This window comes from Streptomyces spiramyceticus (assembly GCF_028807635.1).
In the GTDB taxonomy this organism is placed as follows: Bacteria; Actinomycetota; Actinomycetes; order Streptomycetales; family Streptomycetaceae; genus Streptomyces; species Streptomyces spiramyceticus.
Genome location: NZ_JARBAX010000002.1, coordinates 1,519,144 through 1,537,581, shown reverse-complemented (window position 1 = coordinate 1,537,581; position 18,438 = coordinate 1,519,144). Strand labels below are relative to the sequence as shown.

General features: G+C 69.1%; 15 protein-coding genes and 1 pseudogene. 10 read left to right on the top strand and 6 right to left on the bottom strand.

Going from position 1 to position 18,438, the window contains the following annotated elements:
- Window positions 1–9: 9 nt before the first annotated feature.
- Together PXH83_RS30445 and PXH83_RS30440 are read left to right on the top strand one after the other, a co-directional pair.
- On the top strand, window positions 10–1,089 hold the full coding sequence (locus tag PXH83_RS30445; RefSeq protein WP_274564713.1) for an NAD(P)H-dependent amine dehydrogenase family protein: 1,080 nt from the start codon (window positions 10–12) through the stop codon (window positions 1,087–1,089).
- Complete coding sequence (locus tag PXH83_RS30440; protein WP_274564711.1) at window positions 1,086–1,565, top strand: carboxymuconolactone decarboxylase family protein; 480 nt, start codon at window positions 1,086–1,088, stop codon at window positions 1,563–1,565. Before PXH83_RS30445 ends, PXH83_RS30440 begins: the two co-directional genes overlap by 4 nt.
- Window positions 1,566–1,621: 56 nt before the next feature.
- On the opposite strand, the gene PXH83_RS30435 is transcribed toward PXH83_RS30440, so the two are convergent.
- From PXH83_RS30435 to PXH83_RS30425, 3 genes and pseudogenes are all read right to left on the bottom strand, one after another.
- Window positions 1,622–3,265: a GMC oxidoreductase gene (locus PXH83_RS30435; RefSeq protein WP_274564710.1), complete on the bottom strand. Its 1,644-nt coding sequence runs from the start codon at window positions 3,263–3,265 to the stop codon at window positions 1,622–1,624.
- Window positions 3,266–3,359: 94 nt separating this feature from the next.
- Window positions 3,360–3,593, bottom strand: a complete 234-nt coding sequence (locus PXH83_RS30430; RefSeq protein WP_274564708.1) for a hypothetical protein — start codon at window positions 3,591–3,593, stop codon at window positions 3,360–3,362.
- Between the two features lie 111 nt (window positions 3,594–3,704).
- Window positions 3,705–5,257: pseudogene (locus PXH83_RS30425) on the bottom strand (MFS transporter).
- A 93-nt stretch (window positions 5,258–5,350) separates the two neighbouring features.
- Here PXH83_RS30425 and PXH83_RS30420 point away from each other — a divergent pair.
- On the top strand, window positions 5,351–6,262 hold the full coding sequence (locus PXH83_RS30420) for a TetR/AcrR family transcriptional regulator C-terminal domain-containing protein (protein WP_274564706.1): 912 nt from the start codon (window positions 5,351–5,353) through the stop codon (window positions 6,260–6,262).
- A 12-nt stretch (window positions 6,263–6,274) separates the two neighbouring features.
- Here the strand turns inward: PXH83_RS30420 and PXH83_RS30415 are convergent, their stop codons facing one another.
- Window positions 6,275–6,655, bottom strand: coding sequence for a hypothetical protein (locus PXH83_RS30415; protein ID WP_274564704.1), 381 nt, complete (start codon window positions 6,653–6,655; stop codon window positions 6,275–6,277).
- Window positions 6,656–6,843: 188 nt separating this feature from the next.
- On the opposite strand from PXH83_RS30415, the gene PXH83_RS30410 reads away from it, so the two are divergent.
- The 6 genes from PXH83_RS30410 to PXH83_RS30385 all read left to right on the top strand — a co-directional run bounded on the left by PXH83_RS30410 (window position 6,844) and on the right by PXH83_RS30385 (window position 11,963).
- On the top strand, window positions 6,844–7,830 hold the full coding sequence (locus PXH83_RS30410; protein WP_420803290.1) for a GlxA family transcriptional regulator: 987 nt from the start codon (window positions 6,844–6,846) through the stop codon (window positions 7,828–7,830).
- Complete coding sequence (locus tag PXH83_RS30405) at window positions 7,827–8,546, top strand: DJ-1/PfpI family protein (protein ID WP_274564702.1); 720 nt, start codon at window positions 7,827–7,829, stop codon at window positions 8,544–8,546. Before PXH83_RS30410 ends, PXH83_RS30405 begins: the two co-directional genes overlap by 4 nt.
- A gap of 166 nt (window positions 8,547–8,712) precedes the next feature.
- Window positions 8,713–9,915 (top strand): serine hydrolase domain-containing protein, encoded by a 1,203-nt coding sequence (locus PXH83_RS30400; protein ID WP_274564700.1) that lies wholly within the window; start codon window positions 8,713–8,715, stop codon window positions 9,913–9,915.
- Complete coding sequence (locus PXH83_RS30395; RefSeq protein ID WP_274564698.1) at window positions 9,912–10,073, top strand: hypothetical protein; 162 nt, start codon at window positions 9,912–9,914, stop codon at window positions 10,071–10,073. The genes PXH83_RS30400 and PXH83_RS30395 overlap by 4 nt, the downstream gene beginning before the upstream one ends.
- A gap of 354 nt (window positions 10,074–10,427) precedes the next feature.
- Window positions 10,428–10,847: an RICIN domain-containing protein gene (locus PXH83_RS30390; RefSeq protein WP_274564696.1), complete on the top strand. Its 420-nt coding sequence runs from the start codon at window positions 10,428–10,430 to the stop codon at window positions 10,845–10,847.
- Between the two features lie 213 nt (window positions 10,848–11,060).
- Window positions 11,061–11,963: a hypothetical protein gene (locus PXH83_RS30385; protein WP_274564694.1), complete on the top strand. Its 903-nt coding sequence runs from the start codon at window positions 11,061–11,063 to the stop codon at window positions 11,961–11,963.
- 160 nt (window positions 11,964–12,123) lie between these two features.
- On the opposite strand, the gene PXH83_RS30380 is transcribed toward PXH83_RS30385, so the two are convergent.
- On the bottom strand, window positions 12,124–12,327 hold the full coding sequence (locus PXH83_RS30380) for a cold-shock protein (protein WP_214921741.1): 204 nt from the start codon (window positions 12,325–12,327) through the stop codon (window positions 12,124–12,126).
- A 963-nt stretch (window positions 12,328–13,290) separates the two neighbouring features.
- Between PXH83_RS30380 and PXH83_RS30375 the strand changes: the two genes are divergently transcribed.
- Entirely contained in the window at window positions 13,291–16,008 is a 2,718-nt protein-coding gene (locus PXH83_RS30375; protein WP_274564691.1) for a SpoIIE family protein phosphatase, read from the top strand.
- A 280-nt stretch (window positions 16,009–16,288) separates the two neighbouring features.
- Here the strand turns inward: PXH83_RS30375 and PXH83_RS30370 are convergent, their stop codons facing one another.
- Window positions 16,289–18,280: a SpoIIE family protein phosphatase gene (locus tag PXH83_RS30370; protein WP_274564690.1), complete on the bottom strand. Its 1,992-nt coding sequence runs from the start codon at window positions 18,278–18,280 to the stop codon at window positions 16,289–16,291.
- Window positions 18,281–18,438: the final 158 nt, after the last annotated feature.

The window sequence follows — 18,438 nt, the reverse complement described above, 5'->3', positions numbered from 1 at the left end:
CTCCGCCGCATGATTTCCACGGTTGTCTGGGGTACCGGGAACGTCGGCCGCTTGGCGATCCGTGCCGTCGAGGCCAATCCGGCGCTGAAGCTCACGAACGTACTCGTCCACAACCCCGACAAGGTGGGCCGAGACGCAGGCGGTCTCGGTGGGCTCAACCATGATCTGGGCGTCGCGGCGACCGACGACATCGACGCGGTGCTGGCCGCCCGCCCCCAGGCCGTGGTGTACGCCGCTTCCGGTGACATCCGCCCTGACGATGCACTCGCCGACAGCGTCAGGGCGATCCGCGCCGGAGCCGTGGTCGTCACCCCTTCGGTGTACGCGCTGTACGACCAGGAGGGCGCCCCGCCGGAGTTGCGCGAGCCGGTGCTGGCCGCGATCGCGGACGGCGGCGGCTCGCTGTTCGTCTCCGGTGTCGACCCCGGCTGGGGCAACGACGTACTGCCCCTGCTGATCAGCGGACTCGGCACCACCGTGGACGTGATCCGCTGCCAGGAGATCTTCGACTACTCCACCTACGACCAGCCCGACTCGGTCCGGTACCTGGTCGGCATGGGCCGGCCGATGGACTACGAGCCGCTGATGCTCGCGCCTACCGTCCCGACCATGGTGTGGGGCGGGCAGATACGGCTGATGGCCAGGGCACTGGACGTCGAACTCGACGAGATACGCGAGACCATGGACCGGCGCCCGCTCGACGCCACAGTGAGCACCCGGACGATGGGCTCGTTCGAGGCGGGCACCCAGGGCGCGGTGCGGTTCGAGGTGCAGGGCATCGTCGAGGGCGAACCCCGCATCGTCATCGAGCACGTCACCCGCATCCACCCGTCCTGCGCACCGGACTGGCCTGCGCCGCCCAACGGCGACGGGGCACACCGGGTGATCATCGAGGGCTGCCCGCGCATCGAGGTCACGGTCGAGGCCACCGACGAAGGCGAGAACCGTTCGGCGGGCGGGAACGCCACCGCCGTCGGCCGGCTGGTGGGCGCCATCGACTGGCTCGTGGACGCGGAACCCGGGCTCTACGACGCGCTCGACGTGCCACTGCGCCCCGCAGTCGGCAAGCTCGGAAGGAGTAAGCGATGAACATCGACATCCCCGAGGGCAAGAACGCGATCGAGTACGTGTGGGGCGAGATGGTCCCCGGCATCGGGATCGCCGCCTCGAACTTCTCGCTGTCGGTGTACGCCCACACGACCCTGGGGCTGCGCGAGTTCGAGGCCGCGCGGCTGCGGATCGCGCAGATCAACGGGTGCGCCTTCTGCCTCGACTGGCGGACCGAACGGGACGGGCAGAAGGTCGAGGAGGAGTTCACCGACGCGGTGGCCCAGTGGCGTACCACCGGCGCTTTCGACGACCGGACGCGGCTGGCCGCCGAGTACGCCGAGCGGTACGCCCTGGATCACCACGGCCTCGACGACGAATTCTGGACGCGGATGACCGCGTACTACAGCCGGCTCGAAATCGTGGAGCTGAGCATGAGCATCGGCTCCTGGCTGGCGTTCGGCCGGCTCAATCGTGTGCTGGGCCTCGACACTGTGTGCGTGCTGCCCGGGCACTGAGGTGGTCGGGGGGCCGCCCGGTGCGCCCGGCTCCCCCAGGGCTCACCCGGCCACCGTCACAGGTCGGTGGCGATGATCCTTTCGATGTTCCGTTCGGCGAGTGCTGTGATGGTGACGAAGGGGTTGACGCTGGTGTTGCCGGGGATCAGCGAGCCGTCGATGACGTACAGGCCGGAGTAGCCGTGGAGGCGGCCGTAGTTGTCGGTGGCCTTGTTCAGCACCGCGCCGCCGAGCGGGTGGTACGTGAGGTGATCGCCCCAGATCTTGTACGACCCGAAGAGGTCGGTCCGGTAGATCGTCCCCTCCTTCGCGTTGATCTTGTCGAAGATCGTCTTGGCGGCGTCGATGGACGGCTGCTTCCAGGCCGTCTGCCAGTTCAGGTCGACCTTGCCCGTGGCGGCGTTCCAGGAGAACTCGGCGCGGTTCGGGTTCTTGGTGATGGACAGGTAGAACGAGGCGTACGTCTCGATCCCCGTGGGCAGCGGTGCCACCTCGGCGAACGCGCCACCGGCGTCCCAGTTGTCGATGCCGGCCGTGGGCATGGACGCCTGGAGCCTGCCGGTGGCGTCCCACATGTGGTTGGCGCGGCCGCACATGACGTTGCCGTTGTCGCCCCAGCCCTTGCCGATCTCGTTGTTCAGGCCGGGCAGCAGGCCGGTGGCCTTCAGCTTGGTCAGGAGCTTGCTGGTGCCGACGCTGCCGGCCGCGAAGAACACTCTGTCCGCGGTCACGGCCTTGGTGACCGTGGTGTCACCGCTGGTGCTGATCCGGTCGATGAGGACGGTGTAGCCACCACCGGCCGCCGGGGCGACCGATGTGGCCTTGTGCAGCGGCGAGATGGTGACCCTGCCGGTCGCCTTCGCCTGGGCGATGTAGTTCTTCTGCAGTGACTTCTTGCCGTAGTTGTTGCCGTAGAGGACCTCGCCCTCCAGGGCCGACTTGGGGACGGCTCCGGCGGCCTCCTGCTTCATGTAGTCCCAGTCGTACACGTTGGGCACGAAGACGAACGGGAAGCCGGAACGCTGGGCGTGCTTACGGCCGACCCTGGCGTACTGGTAGCAGGCCGCGCTCTCCCACCAGGCCGGGTCGACGTGGCTGACCCCGAGCCCGGCGTTGGCGCGCGGGTAGTAGGTGCCGTACATCTCGTCGGCGTTCACCGACGGGAGGACGGCGCTGAATCTCTCGCGCTTGGGGGTGACCGCCATGCCGCCGTTGACCAGGGATCCGCCGCCGACGCCGCGGCCCTGGTAGACCGTGATGCCGCTGAATTCCTCGGCGTCCAGGATCCCGGTGTAGCGGGAGACGTCCTTGTCGAGCGGAAAGCCGAGGAAGTTGCTGAGGGGCTGCTTGGTCCTGGTGCGGAGCCAGAAGGACCGGTAGTCCGGCTTGGTGGTGTTGGCGAAGATCTTGCCGTCCGTGCCGGGCGTGTCCCAGGACATGCCCATCTCGATCATGTGTACGTCGACGCCGGCCTGAGCGAGACGCAGGGCGGCGACGGAGCCGCCGTATCCGGTGCCTATCACGAGGGCCGGGACGTGGGCCCCGGCTTCGATCGGAGCGGCCACGGAAGCGGCTTTCGGCTGGGCTGCGGTGGCGTAACCGGCGAGGGCGACGCCACCCAGAATAGAACCAGTTCCAGCGATGAATCCTCGGCGCGAGAAGTCCTTGGAACCCGTACCACGTACGGCAGGATCATTCATGTGAGGTTCCTCACTCTCAATGGAGTGGAAACAGGTTCTACTGCCGCTTGCCTGTGAAGTCACTACATACCTGGAGGTAACTTGCGCGTACGGGTCAACGGTTGGTGATCCATCGCAGAACGGTCCTGACAGTGGCGTCGTCCAGCGTGCTGAGGACCTTGATGGCGTCCAGGTCGCCGGGGAGCGGCGCGATTCCTGTCGTGGTCAGGGCCGCGTGGAGATCCAGTCGGTGCTTGTCGGCCGGCAGCGGGCGGTACGGGTCGAGCGCCCACCGCGGCGTCCTCCGCGGCGCCCTCCGGGGAAGTGCAGAAACCTGTGTGGTGTTCATCGGAACCTCCTGCGTGTCGTCACTGACCAACAGGAGTCCCGTCAGGTGGCGTTCAGTTGCATGCGAGGCCACTTATCACCCGAACGTCGGCGCCGACGGGAAGAAGAGCAGCTAGCCCCGCACGGCACGCTCCGGTTCGGCGGATGTCGGCTTCGTCCTGCCTGCGCCCCTGAGCAGTACGAGCGAGAAGACGCCCGCTCCGGCCATGGCAGCGGCCGCGCCGACCGCAGCGAAGCCCATCCCGTGGGTGAAGGCGTCGCGCGCGGCCGCCAGCACGGTCTCTGCCGTCCTTGTCGGCAAGTGCGCCGCCACCGCAGCCGCGCCGCCCAGCGTTTCGCGTACGGCGTCGGCGTGTGCCACGTCGGCCGGCAGGGCGTCGGCCATGTCGCGGCTGTAGACCGCCGCTCCCACGGAGCCGAGTATCGCCATGCCCAGGGCGCCTCCCAGCTCCTGGCCCGATTCGAGCACGGCCGCGGCCGAGCCCGCGCGCTCCGGCGGGGCGGCGCCGAGAGCGAGTTCATTGGCGAGGGTCATGGCCGCGACCAAACCGCCCGCATAGACGGAGCCGCCGACGAGGGTGAACCAGAGGGGCGAGTCGGTACGCACCTGGGCCAGCCAGAGGAATCCGCAGGCGGAGACGAGGAAGCCGCCGCCCATGACATACGCACGGTCGGTGCGCTGCGCGAGTGCCGCGCCGGCCGGGGCCATGACGGCCACGCCCACGGCCGGCACCAGGCTCCACAGTGCGGCCTCGAACGGGCCCATGCCCAGGACGGACTGCAGATACTGGGTGAAGAAGACGGCCATTCCCACCGTGGCGAACATGGCGAGGAGATTGGCGAACACCGCGCCGCCGAAGGCACGTCGGCGCAGCAGGCTCAGGTCGATCACCGGGTGTGCGAGGCGCTTCTGGCGGCCTATGAAGGCGAAGCCGAGCGCGAGCCCCGAGGCGATGCACAGGGCGGGCAGCGGCTCGTAACCGTGCCGGGCCCATTCCTTGATGCCGTAGATCACCGGGAGCAGGGCAGCGAGTGAGAGTGCCGCGCGCTCAGCAGGTCGAAGCGGCCCTGCTTCGGCGACTTGAACTCCGGTACCAGGAACGGCACCAGGGCGATCAGCAGCACCATCGGGGGCAGGTTGACGATGAAGACCGATCCCCACCAGAAGTGTTCCAGCAGCAGGCCGCTGACCACTGGGCCGATGGAGATGCCCGTGGTCATGACGGCCGTCCAGATGGTTACCGCCTTGCCGCGCTGCTTCTCGTCGTGGAAGAGGTTGCGGATCAGAGCGAGGGTCGACGGCATCAGGGCGGCGCCGCCGAGTCCGAGCAGTGCGCGTACGGCGATGAGCAGTTCGGCCGAATGCGCGTACGCGGCGGCGACCGAGGCCGCGCCGAAGACCACGGCTCCCACGAGCACCAGCGTGCGCCGCCCGATGCGGTCACCGAGCGCGCCCATGGTGATGAGCAGTCCAGCGAGTACGAAGCCGTACATGTCGAGGATCCACAGCTGCTGGGTGGCGCTCGGTGCCAGGTCCTGGCTGACGTACGGGATCGCGAAGTAAAGGACTGAGACGTCCATCGAGACGAGGAGCAGGGGCAGCATCAGGACGCCGAGAGCGGTCCATTCCTTGCGGCCCGCGCGGGGGCCGGGTGTGTTCTCCATGGCTCGATACGGAATCGGGTCGGCGCGTACACCGCAAACAGATACCTAGTGCACCCGTCACGGACCACTTTGGTGCACTAGTACAGTACGGGCATGAAGGTCGAGCCGCCCTACCTCCGGATCGCCGGGGACATCCGCCGCCGCATCACCTCGGGCGAGCTCGTTCCCGGTGATCTCGTCCCCTCCACACGCCTCATCACCAAGGAGTGGGGCGTCGCGATGGCGACCGCGACGAAAGCTCTCGCCGCGCTGAACCGCGAGGGGCTGGTGCGGGCCGTGCCCGGTGTCGGCACGGTGGTCGCCGAGCCGGGACGGGAGCGCTCGGCCCCGCCCGGCCATGGCCTCACCCGCGAGCGCGTCATTCGCGCCGCCATCACGCTCGTCGACGCGGAGGGGCTCACCGCGCTCTCCATGCGCCGGCTCGCGACCGAGTTCGGCACGTCCACCATGGCGCTCTACCGTCATGTCCCGAGCAAGGGCGAGCTCGTACGGCTGATGTCGGAGGCGGTGTTCAGCGAAGAACCGCCGGGACCACGACCGTCCGGCTGGCGTGCGCAACTGGCGCTGGAGGCACGGTGGTTGTGGAGTCTGTACGAGCGCCATCCCTGGCTGGCGCGGGCCACGGCCGCCCTCACCCGGCCGATGGCTTCACCCCATGCGATGCGGTACACCGAGCGGGTCCTGAGCGTTCTGCGCGGACTGGGGCTCACGCCGTACGAGATGGTCCATGTCCACCTGACTCTCGTCGGGTACGCCCAGGGCGTCGCGATGGCCATTGAGCTGGAGTCGCAAGCACGGCAGGACACCGGAATGACACCGGAGGAGTGGATGGCGTCCAACGAGCCGCGGATTGAAGCGATCCAGGCGACCGGGGCCTATCCGGTGCTGTCGACCCTCTTCGACCAGGACGAGTTCGACCTCGAACTCGACACCCTCTTCGAATTCGGGCTCGAACGGATGCTGGACGGAGTCGAGGCACTCGTAGGGCGACCCCGGACGCCCTGACGTGCGTGCGTCTCACGCACCGTGCGGGCCGTGATGTGTGATTCGGATGCGCCGCAGGATCCTGCGCAGGCGGCGTACAGGATCCGACGACGTGAGGCGCGGCGGCGACTCGTGTCGGCTGGTCAAGGGCACCTGTGGCATGAGGAAGGTCGATCCGGCCGTGTCCATGACGCAGAACGGCGTGCCGCCCATGTCTTCCACGAGGATGCGGAAGGGCCGGGGCGGCTCCTCGGGCAGCTCCGCGGCCAGGATCGTGACGCCTTTGGCGCGGCCCGGCCGGTAGGCAACCACCTTGCCGTCCACCAGGACCTCGATGCCGGCCGAGCGCCGTCCGAGCTGGACGCTGACGGAGTGCCCGTGCTGATCGACGTGAAAGCGGTGACCGCGGGTCATGGCGTACCTCCACGGGCGGTACGGGGCGTCCTGCTTCCAGGGTACGCAGCGCCCCGGAGGAGGGCGTCCTGAGACCGGCCCGGGACCGCCCGCGGCTCAGGTGAGCGGCCCAGCAGCGGTTTCATGCTCGCACCACATCGCTGTTCTGCGGTGCGTGATGGCATCGGCCCATGGACAACCAGCGGCGCATCCTCATCGTGGCTTACGACGACGCGCAGATACTTGACATCGCCTGCCCCAGCGGCGCACTGGACATCGCCAACCGGTACGGCGCCACCCCGCCCTACGCCATCGAGCTCGGCACCCTCGGCCGCCGTGCCGCCCGCAGTTCGGCCGGGATCGTGCTCGGGGCGGGGTGCGGGCTTGAGGCGGTGACCGGACGGCTGGATACGTTGATCGTCGTCGGCGGAGCCGGGTACGAAGACGCGGCGGCGGACGGGCGGCTGCTGGCCCAGGTCCGGCGGCTGGCCGAGCGCAGTCGACGCGTCGCCTCCGTCTGTACCGGCACCTACGTGCTCGCCGCCGCCGGGCTGCTGGACCATCGGCGGGTGACTACACACTGGGGTTACGGCGAGCAACTGGCCGCTCGCCACCCCGCGGTGGCCGTTGACGTAGGGCCGCTCTACATCCGCGACGGCAACGTCTACACCTCCGCCGGGGTCACCAGCGCACTCGACCTGACGCTGTCTCTGATCGAGGACGACCACGGCCCGACGCTCGCCCGCGCCGTCGCACGCGAACTGGTCTCCTACCTGCACCGGCCCGCCGATCAGGCCCAGATCAGCATGTTCCTGGCCGCCCCACCGCCGGGGGACCGGCTCGTACGGGACCTCGCCGGCTACATCGCGGGCCACCTGGCCGAGGACCTGACGCCCGGCGTGCTGGCGGCCCGGGCGGGAGTGAGCCCCCGGCACCTGACCCGCCTGTTCACCGCGCATCTCGGCACGACCCCGACACGGGCGGTGCGGGCGGCCCGTACGGAGGCGGCAGCTCATCTGGTGCGGTCCAGCGGGCTGCCGCTGGCCGCGATCGCGCGTCGTTGCGGGTTCGGGTCGGCGCAGACGCTGCGGCAGGCATTCCTGGATCACTATGGGGTCGGCGGGGACAGGATTCGCAGGATGCCGGACATGCCACGAGCGCACGTACCGTCGGCACAGAAGACTCCCGTGCCATGACGAATTCGACGACACGCAGGGCCCTCCTCCGCGGGACCGTGGCCACCGCCGCGCTCGCCACCGCAGGCGTCACCCAAGCCGGTGTCGCACACGCCGAACGGCCGGGTGGTGCGGGGCCGGCCATCGGCATCCTGCTGTACGACGGCTACAGCCTGCTGGACCCCACCGGCCCCGCCGAGGTGCTGTCCCGGCTGCCGGGTGCGAACGTGACGATGATCGCCGAGCGGCGAGGACCGGTCCGTACGGACACGGGGGACGTGGCCGTAATGGCCGAGCGATCCATCGCCGAGGTCAATCGCCTGGACGTCCTGCTCGTGCCCGGCGCCGGCAACCGCGGCACGGTCGGGGCCATGGAGAATCAGGCGCTGCTGAGCTGGATCCGCCGAATCGACCGGCACAGCCAGTGGACGGCCTCCGTCTGCACCGGGACGCTGGTGCTCGCCGCGGCGGGCCTCCTGAAGGGGCGACAGGCAACGACGTACTGGGCCTCCGCCGACTACCTGCGGTCCGAGTTCGACGTGACCTACCTGCCTCAGCGCTACGTGCGTTCGGGGAAGATCATCACGGCGGCGGGGGTCTCGGCAGGCCTGGACATGGCCCTGTACCTGGCGTCTCTGATCGCCGGGGAAACCACGGCGAAGGCAATCCAGCTGGCCATCGAATACGACCCGCACCCCCCGTTCAACTCCGGCAAACGCAGCCGACGCCGACCCTGAACTCAAGGAATTGGCACTGCGGTTGCTGGCCGAGTCCCAGGTTTGACGGGCTTCGGGACGGAGAGGGTTCGCGCCCCGCGACGGCGCGCACGGTGGGGTATACCCCACCCCGGAACGTACGGTCAGCCCGATTGCCTGCCCGGTGTGCCCTTCCTACGGTTGACCTATGTCGATCAAGCAGCGTCGGATCACCCACCGGGCAGCGACCGGTCTCCTCACACTCACTGTCGCGCTCCTCGCGGCGCTTCTCCCACCGACCGGATCGGTGGCCGCCGCCCAGCCCTCCCCGCTGCAACGGGACGCCGATGCGCTGCGCGACGCCGGGGTCACCGGCGTCGCCGTCAGGCTCGAAACGCCCCACGGCGTGCGTACCGTCCGCAGCGGGGTCGGTGATCTCAGCACCGGGTCGCCTGTGCCGAAGGACGGGTACGTGAGGATCGGCAGTACCACCAAAACGTTTGTCGCCACCGTGCTGCTTCAGCTCGTTGGTGAGGGGCGGCTGTCACTCAGCGACACAGTGGACACATGGTTGCCCGGGGTGGTCCGTGGCAAGGGAAACGACGGGCGCCGAATCACACTGCGCCAGCTTCTCCAACACACCAGCGGGTTACCCGACTACACCAAGGACGTCGTTCCGGATCTCAGCGCCCGGGGATACCGAGAGCACCGCTGGACGACGTACACCTCCGAGCAGCGGATCGCCTTCGCGATGAATCACCCGCCCGCCTTCGAGCCCGGTGCGCGCTGGGAGTACTCCAACACCAACTACGTCCTCGCCGGCATGGTGATCAAGGCCGTTACGGGCCACTCCTGGGAGCAGGAGGTCCGGGCCCGGATCCTGCGCCCGCTGCGGCTCACGCACACGCTCGCACCAGGCAACTGGCCGTTCCTGCCCCGCCCGCACGCCCGCAATTACCAACAGTTCGAGCCGGGCGCGACGATGACCGACGCCACAGTCGCGTACCTGCCCTTCGACGGGGATGCCGACGGGGCACTGATCAGCACCACGGCGGACACCGACAGGTTCTTCACTGCGCTGGTGCGAGGGGAGTTGCTGGCCCCCGCCCAGCTCGCGGAGATGCAGCGGACCGTCAGTGTGCCCGATGACCACGGCGCTCCTGCGGGCACGCGCGACGGTCTCGGCCTCAACTGGACGCCGCTGTCCTGCGGCGGCGGGTACTGGGGACACAGCGGCAACGGTTTCGGTTACATGGTGTGGCCCGCCGCGACGCCGGACGGGCGGGCCGCCGTGACCGTCTCCGTACACAGCAGGCCCGGGGACCAGGACACGGCCACCAGCCAGATACGAGGCATCACCGACCTGGTCGACCACGCGTTGTGCGCCGCACGCCAGGACGGCAGCCGGTGACGGACGGTTCTCTCCAGGATGGAGGCAGTCAGCCGAGGCGGCGGACGGGCGAGGTCGAACTCGACGACGGCCGCGGCGAGTTGGTCCTCGGTGGTGAAATGTTCGGCGAACGTGACGACCTCGACGTCGTCCGCGAGGGGCGACCAATCGGCCAATGAGTTATTTACATACGAATGCTGTTGGATTTCGCACCGCTCTGCCGCGCGGGCGTACGACAGCGCGTGTCTTCGTCTCGCACCGTGTCGCGATAACTTCGAGAGCCCCCGCTCTCACCCGTTCAGGGCAATTCCCAATGGCGGTACGGACGGGAAGGTGGGAGAAGCAATGGAGCGAAGGCGCCAGGGTTCAACGGTTGGGCGCTTCGTTTCGCTTCTAAGACGGAAGGAGACCTCATGGCCACTTCGTCCTGGCGGAAAACTCTCACTCACGGTGCTTTGGCGGCGGCTCTGGTAAGCGTCATGCTCTCGGGTACCGCTCATGCTGCCCCACCGGCCGTCCCGGCCGGACCCGTCGTGATCACCAATCACGCGCACACCAACTACCTGATCCCCGACGACGGCGTCGGCAACAATGGCACCTATCTTCAGGTGTACTACCGGGCCGACCATCCCTACCCGCGTGCGTTCCAGTTCGAGGCCGTGAGTGGCGAGGACCGGGTCTTCCATTGGAAGAGCGCCAGGACCGGCACCTGCGCCGAGGCCACCGGCGACGCCGGCACCTACGTATACATGCGCAACTGCACCACGAATAAGGCCCAGTGGTGGAGGCTCAGTTACATCAGCGGCACGGAGAGGTGGGTCCTCAGCCCCTACTTGGCAGAGGGCGTCGCCGTAACCGGCACATTCGGCGATGACAACGTCGCGCCCCTGCGTGAACTGCCCAGCCGCGACACAGCAACCGCCTCTCAGCAGTGGCACTTCACCCCGCAATAGCCCCCGCCCCTGACACCACAACAGTGCTCGTAGTGACGAGGCTGCAGCCGCATGAGCTGCAGCCTCGTCGCTTGCAGTGCGCTTGGCGACGCATGGTGTGTTGGCCGGGACGCCGCAGCCGTCGGTGAATATGGTTTCGACGAGACAAGCGATCTCCCGCACCGCTTTGACAGTCGGCGCCGGCAGCCCGAAGCGCACGAAACCGGGAGAACCGTGGACCTGGAAAGCATCACCGATGAGCTGTACGCGCTGCCGCCCGCCGACTTCACCGCAGCCAGGAACGAGCGCGTGGTCGCGGCCCGTAAAGCAGGTGACCGCAAACTGGCCGGACAGATCCAGGCCCTGCGGCGCCCAACGCTCTCAGCCTGGGCCAGCAACCTGCTCGTGCACCGGCAACCGGACCAGGTCCAGCCACTGATCAGCCTCGGCGAAAGCATGCGCCGGGCCCACCGTGATCTCGACGGCGAGCAGCTGCGCGAGCTCAGCCGCCGGCAGCACGCCCTGGTCGCCACCCTGGCCCGGCAGGCGCGGCAGCTGGCGGCCGACGCCGGCCAGGCAGTCAGCGAGGACGTTCAGCGCGAAGTGGAGGCCACACTGCACGCGGTGCTGGCTGACGCCGAGGCCGCCCAGGAATGGGCTGCGGGCAGGCTGATCAAACCGCTCAGCCCACCGGTCGGGTTCACCAGTGCCACCACCCCGGATTCCGTGCCGCACAAGGCTCCCCGCCCGTCGCCCTCGCAACCCACCGGCCGACGTCCCGGCACCACCGCCCCCAAGGTCACGGACCGAGCGCGCAAGGAGCAGCGCGCGAAGCTCGCCCAGGCCAGGCAGGACGCGAAGGAAGCCAGCCAGCAGGCACTGGCCCGTGAAGAGGAGCTGACGCAGGCGGAGACGGAGAAAGAGCGCGCCGAGGATCGGCTACGAGAGGCGGAGGAGGAGATCGCAGCGCTGACTGAGCAGCTCAAGGAGGCCAAGGAGCGCCGGAAGGCTGCCCTTGACGGTGCCCGCAAGGCAAGGGACCGCGCCCGCGAAGCGGCCACCGAAGCCCGCACTGCACGCCGCCGCGCCCAGGACACAGCGGCGTACGCAGAGCAGCTGGCGGCCAACGACGCGTAAGGGACCGCGTCCGCTCACGCGCCGCCCCGCGGCTGCCGTCGGCAACTGGCGCAGCTGAAATCTCCCGCTCGCGCGGCCGGTGAAACCGGCCGAGAGTGCGGCGCAGACGTCAGATGAGGTGCGCTCCGGACCGTCGGGTGCCGGAGCGCTGAAGGTACTTTCAGGCGGGCGTGACGTTTTCTGCCTGCGGGCCCTTGGGTCCTTGTGTGACGTCGAACTGGACCTTTTGTCCCTCGTTGAGCTCGCGGTATCCGCTACTGGCGATGGCCGAGTAGTGCACGAATACGTCCGGTCCGCCGCCGTCCTGCTCGATGAACCCGAAGCCCTTTTCCGCGTTGAACCACTTCACAGTGCCGGTGGCCATGTCGTTCTCCCTGATGAATAACGGGCAGCAAGCTCCGTACATATGGCCGAAACGGGACTGCCTACCCCTGTCCGAGCGGGCACTGACGAGCAGAAACGGCATGTCAGCGCGACGCCTTCGAACCACCGACCTAGCGGTGCGTGACCTCCAGGATATGACCAAATCTCCCCGAATATGCGCTTGTGTTCCCTTCTTCAGAGGTCGCTCCGTGAACCCGCCACGCCCAGGCTGCCGGGCCCCGGCCGGGCACCGGGGCGCTCACTGCGGCGGCCTCTCTCTCGGTGTCCACTGAAGGCCGCGAAAACGCTGACCATGATCAGTGCTGCACAAGTGATGACCCGCGCGGCGATCTCCAGGGCTTGCGCGCCGCTCGCCCGGGGGGTCCCCGGTGCGCAGCCACGCCTCGCGCACGCGGGAGAGACAGGAAGATCCCACCACACGGCAGCTGTACCTGGCGGACACCGCCATCGTGGACAGCGACCCGCACCTCGCCGAGAAATCCTCGGACATCCGGAGGGCTACCGGGGTTCGGCCCCGGTGCGCGCCAACCACGTCGGCCGGTTCGCCGAGGAGGTCGGACCGACAGGCGAGCAACTGGGCAACTTTCCGCAGGCTTTCACGCGTCTCGCACTCATCGCGGCGGCATCGGCTCTCGACGAGGAACGATTTGACAATACGTCAGATCACCTCATCGTCACCGTATCGCTTCCCCTCCGTCCCCGCGTGCACGATGATCGGTTCACGGTCGCGGCGTCCGCCCAGAGAGCGAGGCAACAGATGGAACTCGTGCCCCGATCCAACCGGAAGCGTGACTGGTCTCCCCGCGCCGCATCAGGATCCGCAAGCATCTGTCCCCCGCTCGCCCGGCCGGGCTTAAATGTGATCCTGAGCGGCTCGCCGACGATCACTGCGCCCCGCAGCGCGCGGTTCGCCCAGCGTATGTGGGAGGTGTAGAAAGAGGTCATGGCCGGACGCAACCGCCGCCCGCGCTCGGTTCTGAGGATGCGAACTGTCGCTGGCCAGGTCTTTCTCCTGCAGGTGGCGATCGTGGTCCTGCTCGTCGCTGCCGCCATCGCGGTGCTCGTACTGCAGTCCCGGACCGACAGCGAACGCGAGGCGCGCAACCGGTCGGTCGCCGTGGCCGAGACCTTTGCGAATGCACCCGGCATCGAAGAAGCGCTGAACAGCCCCGACCCGACCGCGGTGCTGCAGCCGCGCGCCGAGGAGGCCCGTAAGCGTTCCGGAGTCGACTTCATCGTCGTGCTGAACCCGGACGGAACCCGCTACACCCACCCCTTGCCCGACCGGATCGGCAAGAAGTTCGTCGGCAATCTGGAGCCCGCGCTCGCCGGCCGCGTCGTCACCGAGAAGATCACCGGGACCATCGGGCCCCTCGTGCAGGCCCAGGTTCCCATCACCGGCAGCGACGGCGCGGTCATCGGTGTGGTCTCCGCCGGGATCACCATCGAGAAGGTCAGCGGCGTCGTCGAAGAGCAGATTCCCCTGCTGCTCGGTTCCGCCGCAGGGGTGCTGCTCCTCGCCACCGGCGGGACGGCCCTGGTGAGCAGGCGGTTGCGCCGCCAGACCGGCGGCCTCGGTCCCGCGGAGATGACTCGGATGTACGAGCACCACGACGCGGTCCTGCACGCCGTACGGGAGGGCGTGCTCATCGTCGGCGGCGACGGACGGCTGCTGCTCGCCAACGACGAGGCACGCAGGCTGCTCGATCTGCCGGCCGAGGTGGAAGGGGCCCAGGTCGCCGATCTGGGGCTCGACCCGGAGACCGCCCGGCTGCTCGCCTCCGGAAGGATCGCGACCGACGAGGTCCATCCGGTCGGAGACCGCCTGCTCGCCGTCAACCAGCGGACCACGGACCAGCACGGCGGGCCGCCCGGCAGCGTCACGACGCTGCGGGACACCACCGAGCTTCAGGCACTCACCGGCAGGGCCGACTTGGCGCGGGGGCGTCTGAAGCTGTTGTACGACGCCGGGATGGAGATCGGCACCACCCTCGATGTGGTGCGGACGTGCGAGGAGCTGGCGGAGTTCGCCGCGGCCCGTTTCGCCGACTACGCCACCGTCGATCTGGTGGAGGCCGTACTGCGCGGCGAGGAACCGACGGCCACGGGGGCCGGCGCCGGCACGGACATGCGCCGTACGGCTTTCAGCGGCGTCCGCGATGACACCGCGCTCTACCCGCTCGGCGAGCTGATCCGCTTCGTGCCGTCCACGCCGCTGAGTTCCGGCCTCGCGAAGGGCGAGGCAATCCTTGAGGCGGATCTGACCGCCTTCTCCGGCTGGCAGGAACAGGATCCGGAGCGGGCACAGCAGCTCGTCGAGTACGGCCTCCACTCGATGATCGCGGTTCCGCTGCGCGCCCGCGGTGTCGTCCTGGGCCTGGCGATGTTCTGGCGCTCGGCGAAACCAGAGCCGTTCGAGGAGGAGGATCTCTCCGTCGCCGAGGAGCTCGTCGCGCGCGCCGCGGTGAGCGTCGACAACGCACGCCGCTACACGCGCGAGCACACCATGGCGGTGACACTGCAGCGCAGCCTGCTGCCGCGCGGCCTGCCGGAGCAGAACGCCATCGACGTGGCTTACCGGTATCTGCCCGCACAGGCCGGGCTCGGCGGGCTCGGTGGTGTCGGCGGGGACTGGTTCGACATCATCCCGCTGCCCGGCGCCCGCGTGGCGCTCGTCGTGGGCGACGTCGTGGGCCACGGGCTCCATGCCGCCGCCACCATGGGCCGGCTGCGTACCGCGGTCCACAACTTCTCCACCCTGGACCTGCCGCCCGACGAACTGCTGTGGCACCTCGACGAGCTGGTCGTCCGTATCGACCAGGACGAGGGCGGCGACGACGCGGACGCGGGTGTCACCGGAGCCACCTGCCTGTACGCGATCTACGATCCGGTGACCGGGCACTGCACCATGGCGCGGGCCGGCCACCTCCAGCCCGCGATCGTCCGGCCGGACGGCAGGACGGTCTTCGCCGATGTGCCCGGCGGCCCTCCGCTCGGGCTCGGCGGCCTGCCCTTCGAAACGCTGGACCTGCATCTGCCCGAGAACAGCCGCCTGGTCCTGTACACGGACGGGCTCGTCGAGGACCGGGACCGGGACATCGACGAGGGTCTGGCGCTCCTGCGTCGTACGCTCGACGACCACGCCGACCGGACACCGGAGGAGACCTGCGAGGCCGTGCTCGGCGCGCTGCTGCCCGAGCGCCAGCGCGACGACATCGCACTGCTGGTCAGCCGTACCCGCGTGCTCGACGCCGGCCAGGTGGCCGACTGGGACGTGCCGCCCGACCCTTCGTCAGTGTCCAAGGTACGGGCCGCGGTCTCCCGCAAGCTGGCCGAATGGGACCTGGAGGAGGAGGCGTACACCACCGAGCTGATCCTCAGCGAACTGGTCACCAACGCCATCCGCTACGCCACGGGGCCGATCCGCGTACGGCTGATCCATGACCGCAGTCTGATCTGCGAGGTCTCCGACCACAGCAGCACCTCTCCGCACCTGCGGCAGGCGGCGACCACCGACGAGGGAGGCCGAGGGCTGTTCCTCGTCGCGCAGTTCGCCGACCGCTGGGGGACCCGGTACACCGCGGACGGCAAGGTCATCTGGACGGAGCAGCCGCTGGGGGGCGACCAGCCGCCGGACCTCGCGAGTGCGTACGGGTTGTGAGCCCCGATCCGCTGGGCTCGACGGACCCAATGCCACGTCAGGTGTGGGCCGGGCGGTGGCGGATGCGGGCGTCCAGCCGATCCAGTACTTGGGCGAGCAGTTCCTGGACGTCAGCTCCGGGTGACAGGCGGAGGGCAGCCGGCCGGTGCGGTGAGACGTCGATGTCGTCGTGGCGGCGCTCCACCACGGGGCCGGCGCGGCCGATCGCCTGATACGTCGGTCCGGTTACGGGGGCGGGGTGAGGCTCGGTGACCAGCTGGTCGGCGGGCCGACGCGGTGCTCAGGAAGTTGTGTGCCGGTGGACGCGGGCCAGGACCAGGACCGTGTCGTCGGTCGGGGGGTCGGGCAGCAGGTTCTCAAGGATGCGGTCCGCTGTCGCTTCCAACGACCCCTGATCCCGGGCCAGTTCGGTGCGCAGCCTGCCCAGACCGGCCTCGATGTCCCGGCCGCGCGCCTCGATGAGGCCGTCGGTGTACAGGGCGAGGGTGGCGTTTTCGGGGAGTTCGATCTCGGTCGTCCTGAAGGGGAAGCCGCCGACGCCCAGGGGGACTCCCAGGACGTCGTCGATGGTCTCGACTCTGCCGTCCGGGTGGACGACCAGGGGCGGGGGGTGCCCGGCGCTGGCGATGCGGGCTCGGCCGGTCTTCGGGTCGTAGACGATGTAGAGGCATGTCGCCAGCTCGATGCCGGCATCCTGGGCGCACGCGTCGAGCTCGGCGAGGAGGTCGTCCGGTTCGCGGTCGTGCCTGGCCAGGGCCTTGGTGGTGATGCGGAGCCGACCCATGGCGGCGGCGGCCGGCACGCCGTGTCCCATTACGTCGCCCACCACGAGGACGACCCGGTCGTCGGGCAGGTTGATGACGTCGTACCAGTCGCCGCCGACTTCGGTGATGCGGCTGCCGGGCACGTACCGGTGGGCCATGTGCACGTACGGGCTGGTGGCCAGTGCGCTGGGCAGCAGCGCGCGCTGGAGCGTGAGCGCGATGTCCTGTACGCGGCTGTACAGACGCGCATTGTCCAGGCAGATCGCGGCGCGTGAGGCGAGCTCGCCGGCGAGGCTGAGATCGTCCTGGGTGTAGGGCGGCCGGGCCGCGGACCGGCCGAACATGGCGATTCCCTGGACGGTGCCCCTGGCGATGAGCGGGGCGACGAGGATGCACGACAAGCCGCTCTCGGCCAGCAGCCTCGCGCGTGCCTCGTCGGAGACGGTCCGGGCCAGGAACTCCTTCACTTCGGCGGATATGGGGCGTCCGGTTCGCAGCATTTCGTGGATGACGGATCCGGGCGGGTACGTCACGGTCTCCGCTCCGCTCACGAGTTCGGTGGCAGGAGGCGGCAGGATCGTCCCGGAGGCAATCCGGCGGGTGACCAGCGGCAGCTCCGGATCGAACAGCTCGGTCTCGTCCGCCCACTCCACGACCTCTACGACCGAGCCGTCGCAGAAGCCCGGGACTACCGTTTCGACCAGCTCCTGGGCCGTGAGGTTCACATCCAGGGTGGTGCCGATCCGGGCGGCGGCACGGTCCAGCAGAGCCAGCCGCTGACGGCCTGCGGTCGCCTCCAGGATGGCCTGCTCCCGGTCGGTCACGTCCACCATCAGCCCGCCCACTCCGGGCCGCGAGCCGACCGCCTGGCTCAGAGGGAAGAAGCTCACCGACCGCACCTGGTCCCGGTCCGGACGGCCCCGTGTACGCATGCCCACCAGCATCCCCACGACGGGCCGGCCGCCCGCGGCAACGGCGCGGAGGACGCGCTCGTACTCGCCGCCGTCGGACATGACCATGATCTCGTCCATGTGCCGCCCGAGGTGCGCCTCGATCGGGAGGCCGTCCATGTCGGCGAGCGCCTGGTTGAGGTGCACGTACCGGAGGTCGGGGTCGAGCATGACCAGGCCGATGGGGCAGGTCTCGAAGAGGGCGTCGAGGAAGGCGAGGTTCGTCTTGACACGGTCGAGCTCCTCGCTGCGGCTCGCCAGGCCCATGACCACCGAGCGCCCCTGCGCGCCGGAGACGGGAAAGACCCGGAAGCCGCAGTCGAAGACCGTGCCGTCGCGATGCCGCGCCGCCAGCCGGCCGCGCCAGTAGCCCAGGGTGCGGCCTCGCTCCAGCATCCGGGCGCACGATGCGGAGGCGCCGCCGGACGCGTCGGGGAAGAGAACGGCGCCGGGCTGGGACAGGACGGCGGAGGAGTCGTACCCGAAGAGGTCCCGCGCGCCGGGCCCCCAGTAACAGACAAGATCGTCGTCGTCGATGCCGAAGACGGCGACAGACACGTGCTGGAGCAGCGTCCCTGGCTCGGACCAGAACGGACCTTGAGGCTTCTGGTCCCCCGGCCGATCCGATGGCACGAGACGTCCCCTTCCGGCTGCCGCTCTCCCCTTCATTATGCGGACATATCGGCAGATCTGGTCACCGAGGAATTCGCCTGCCG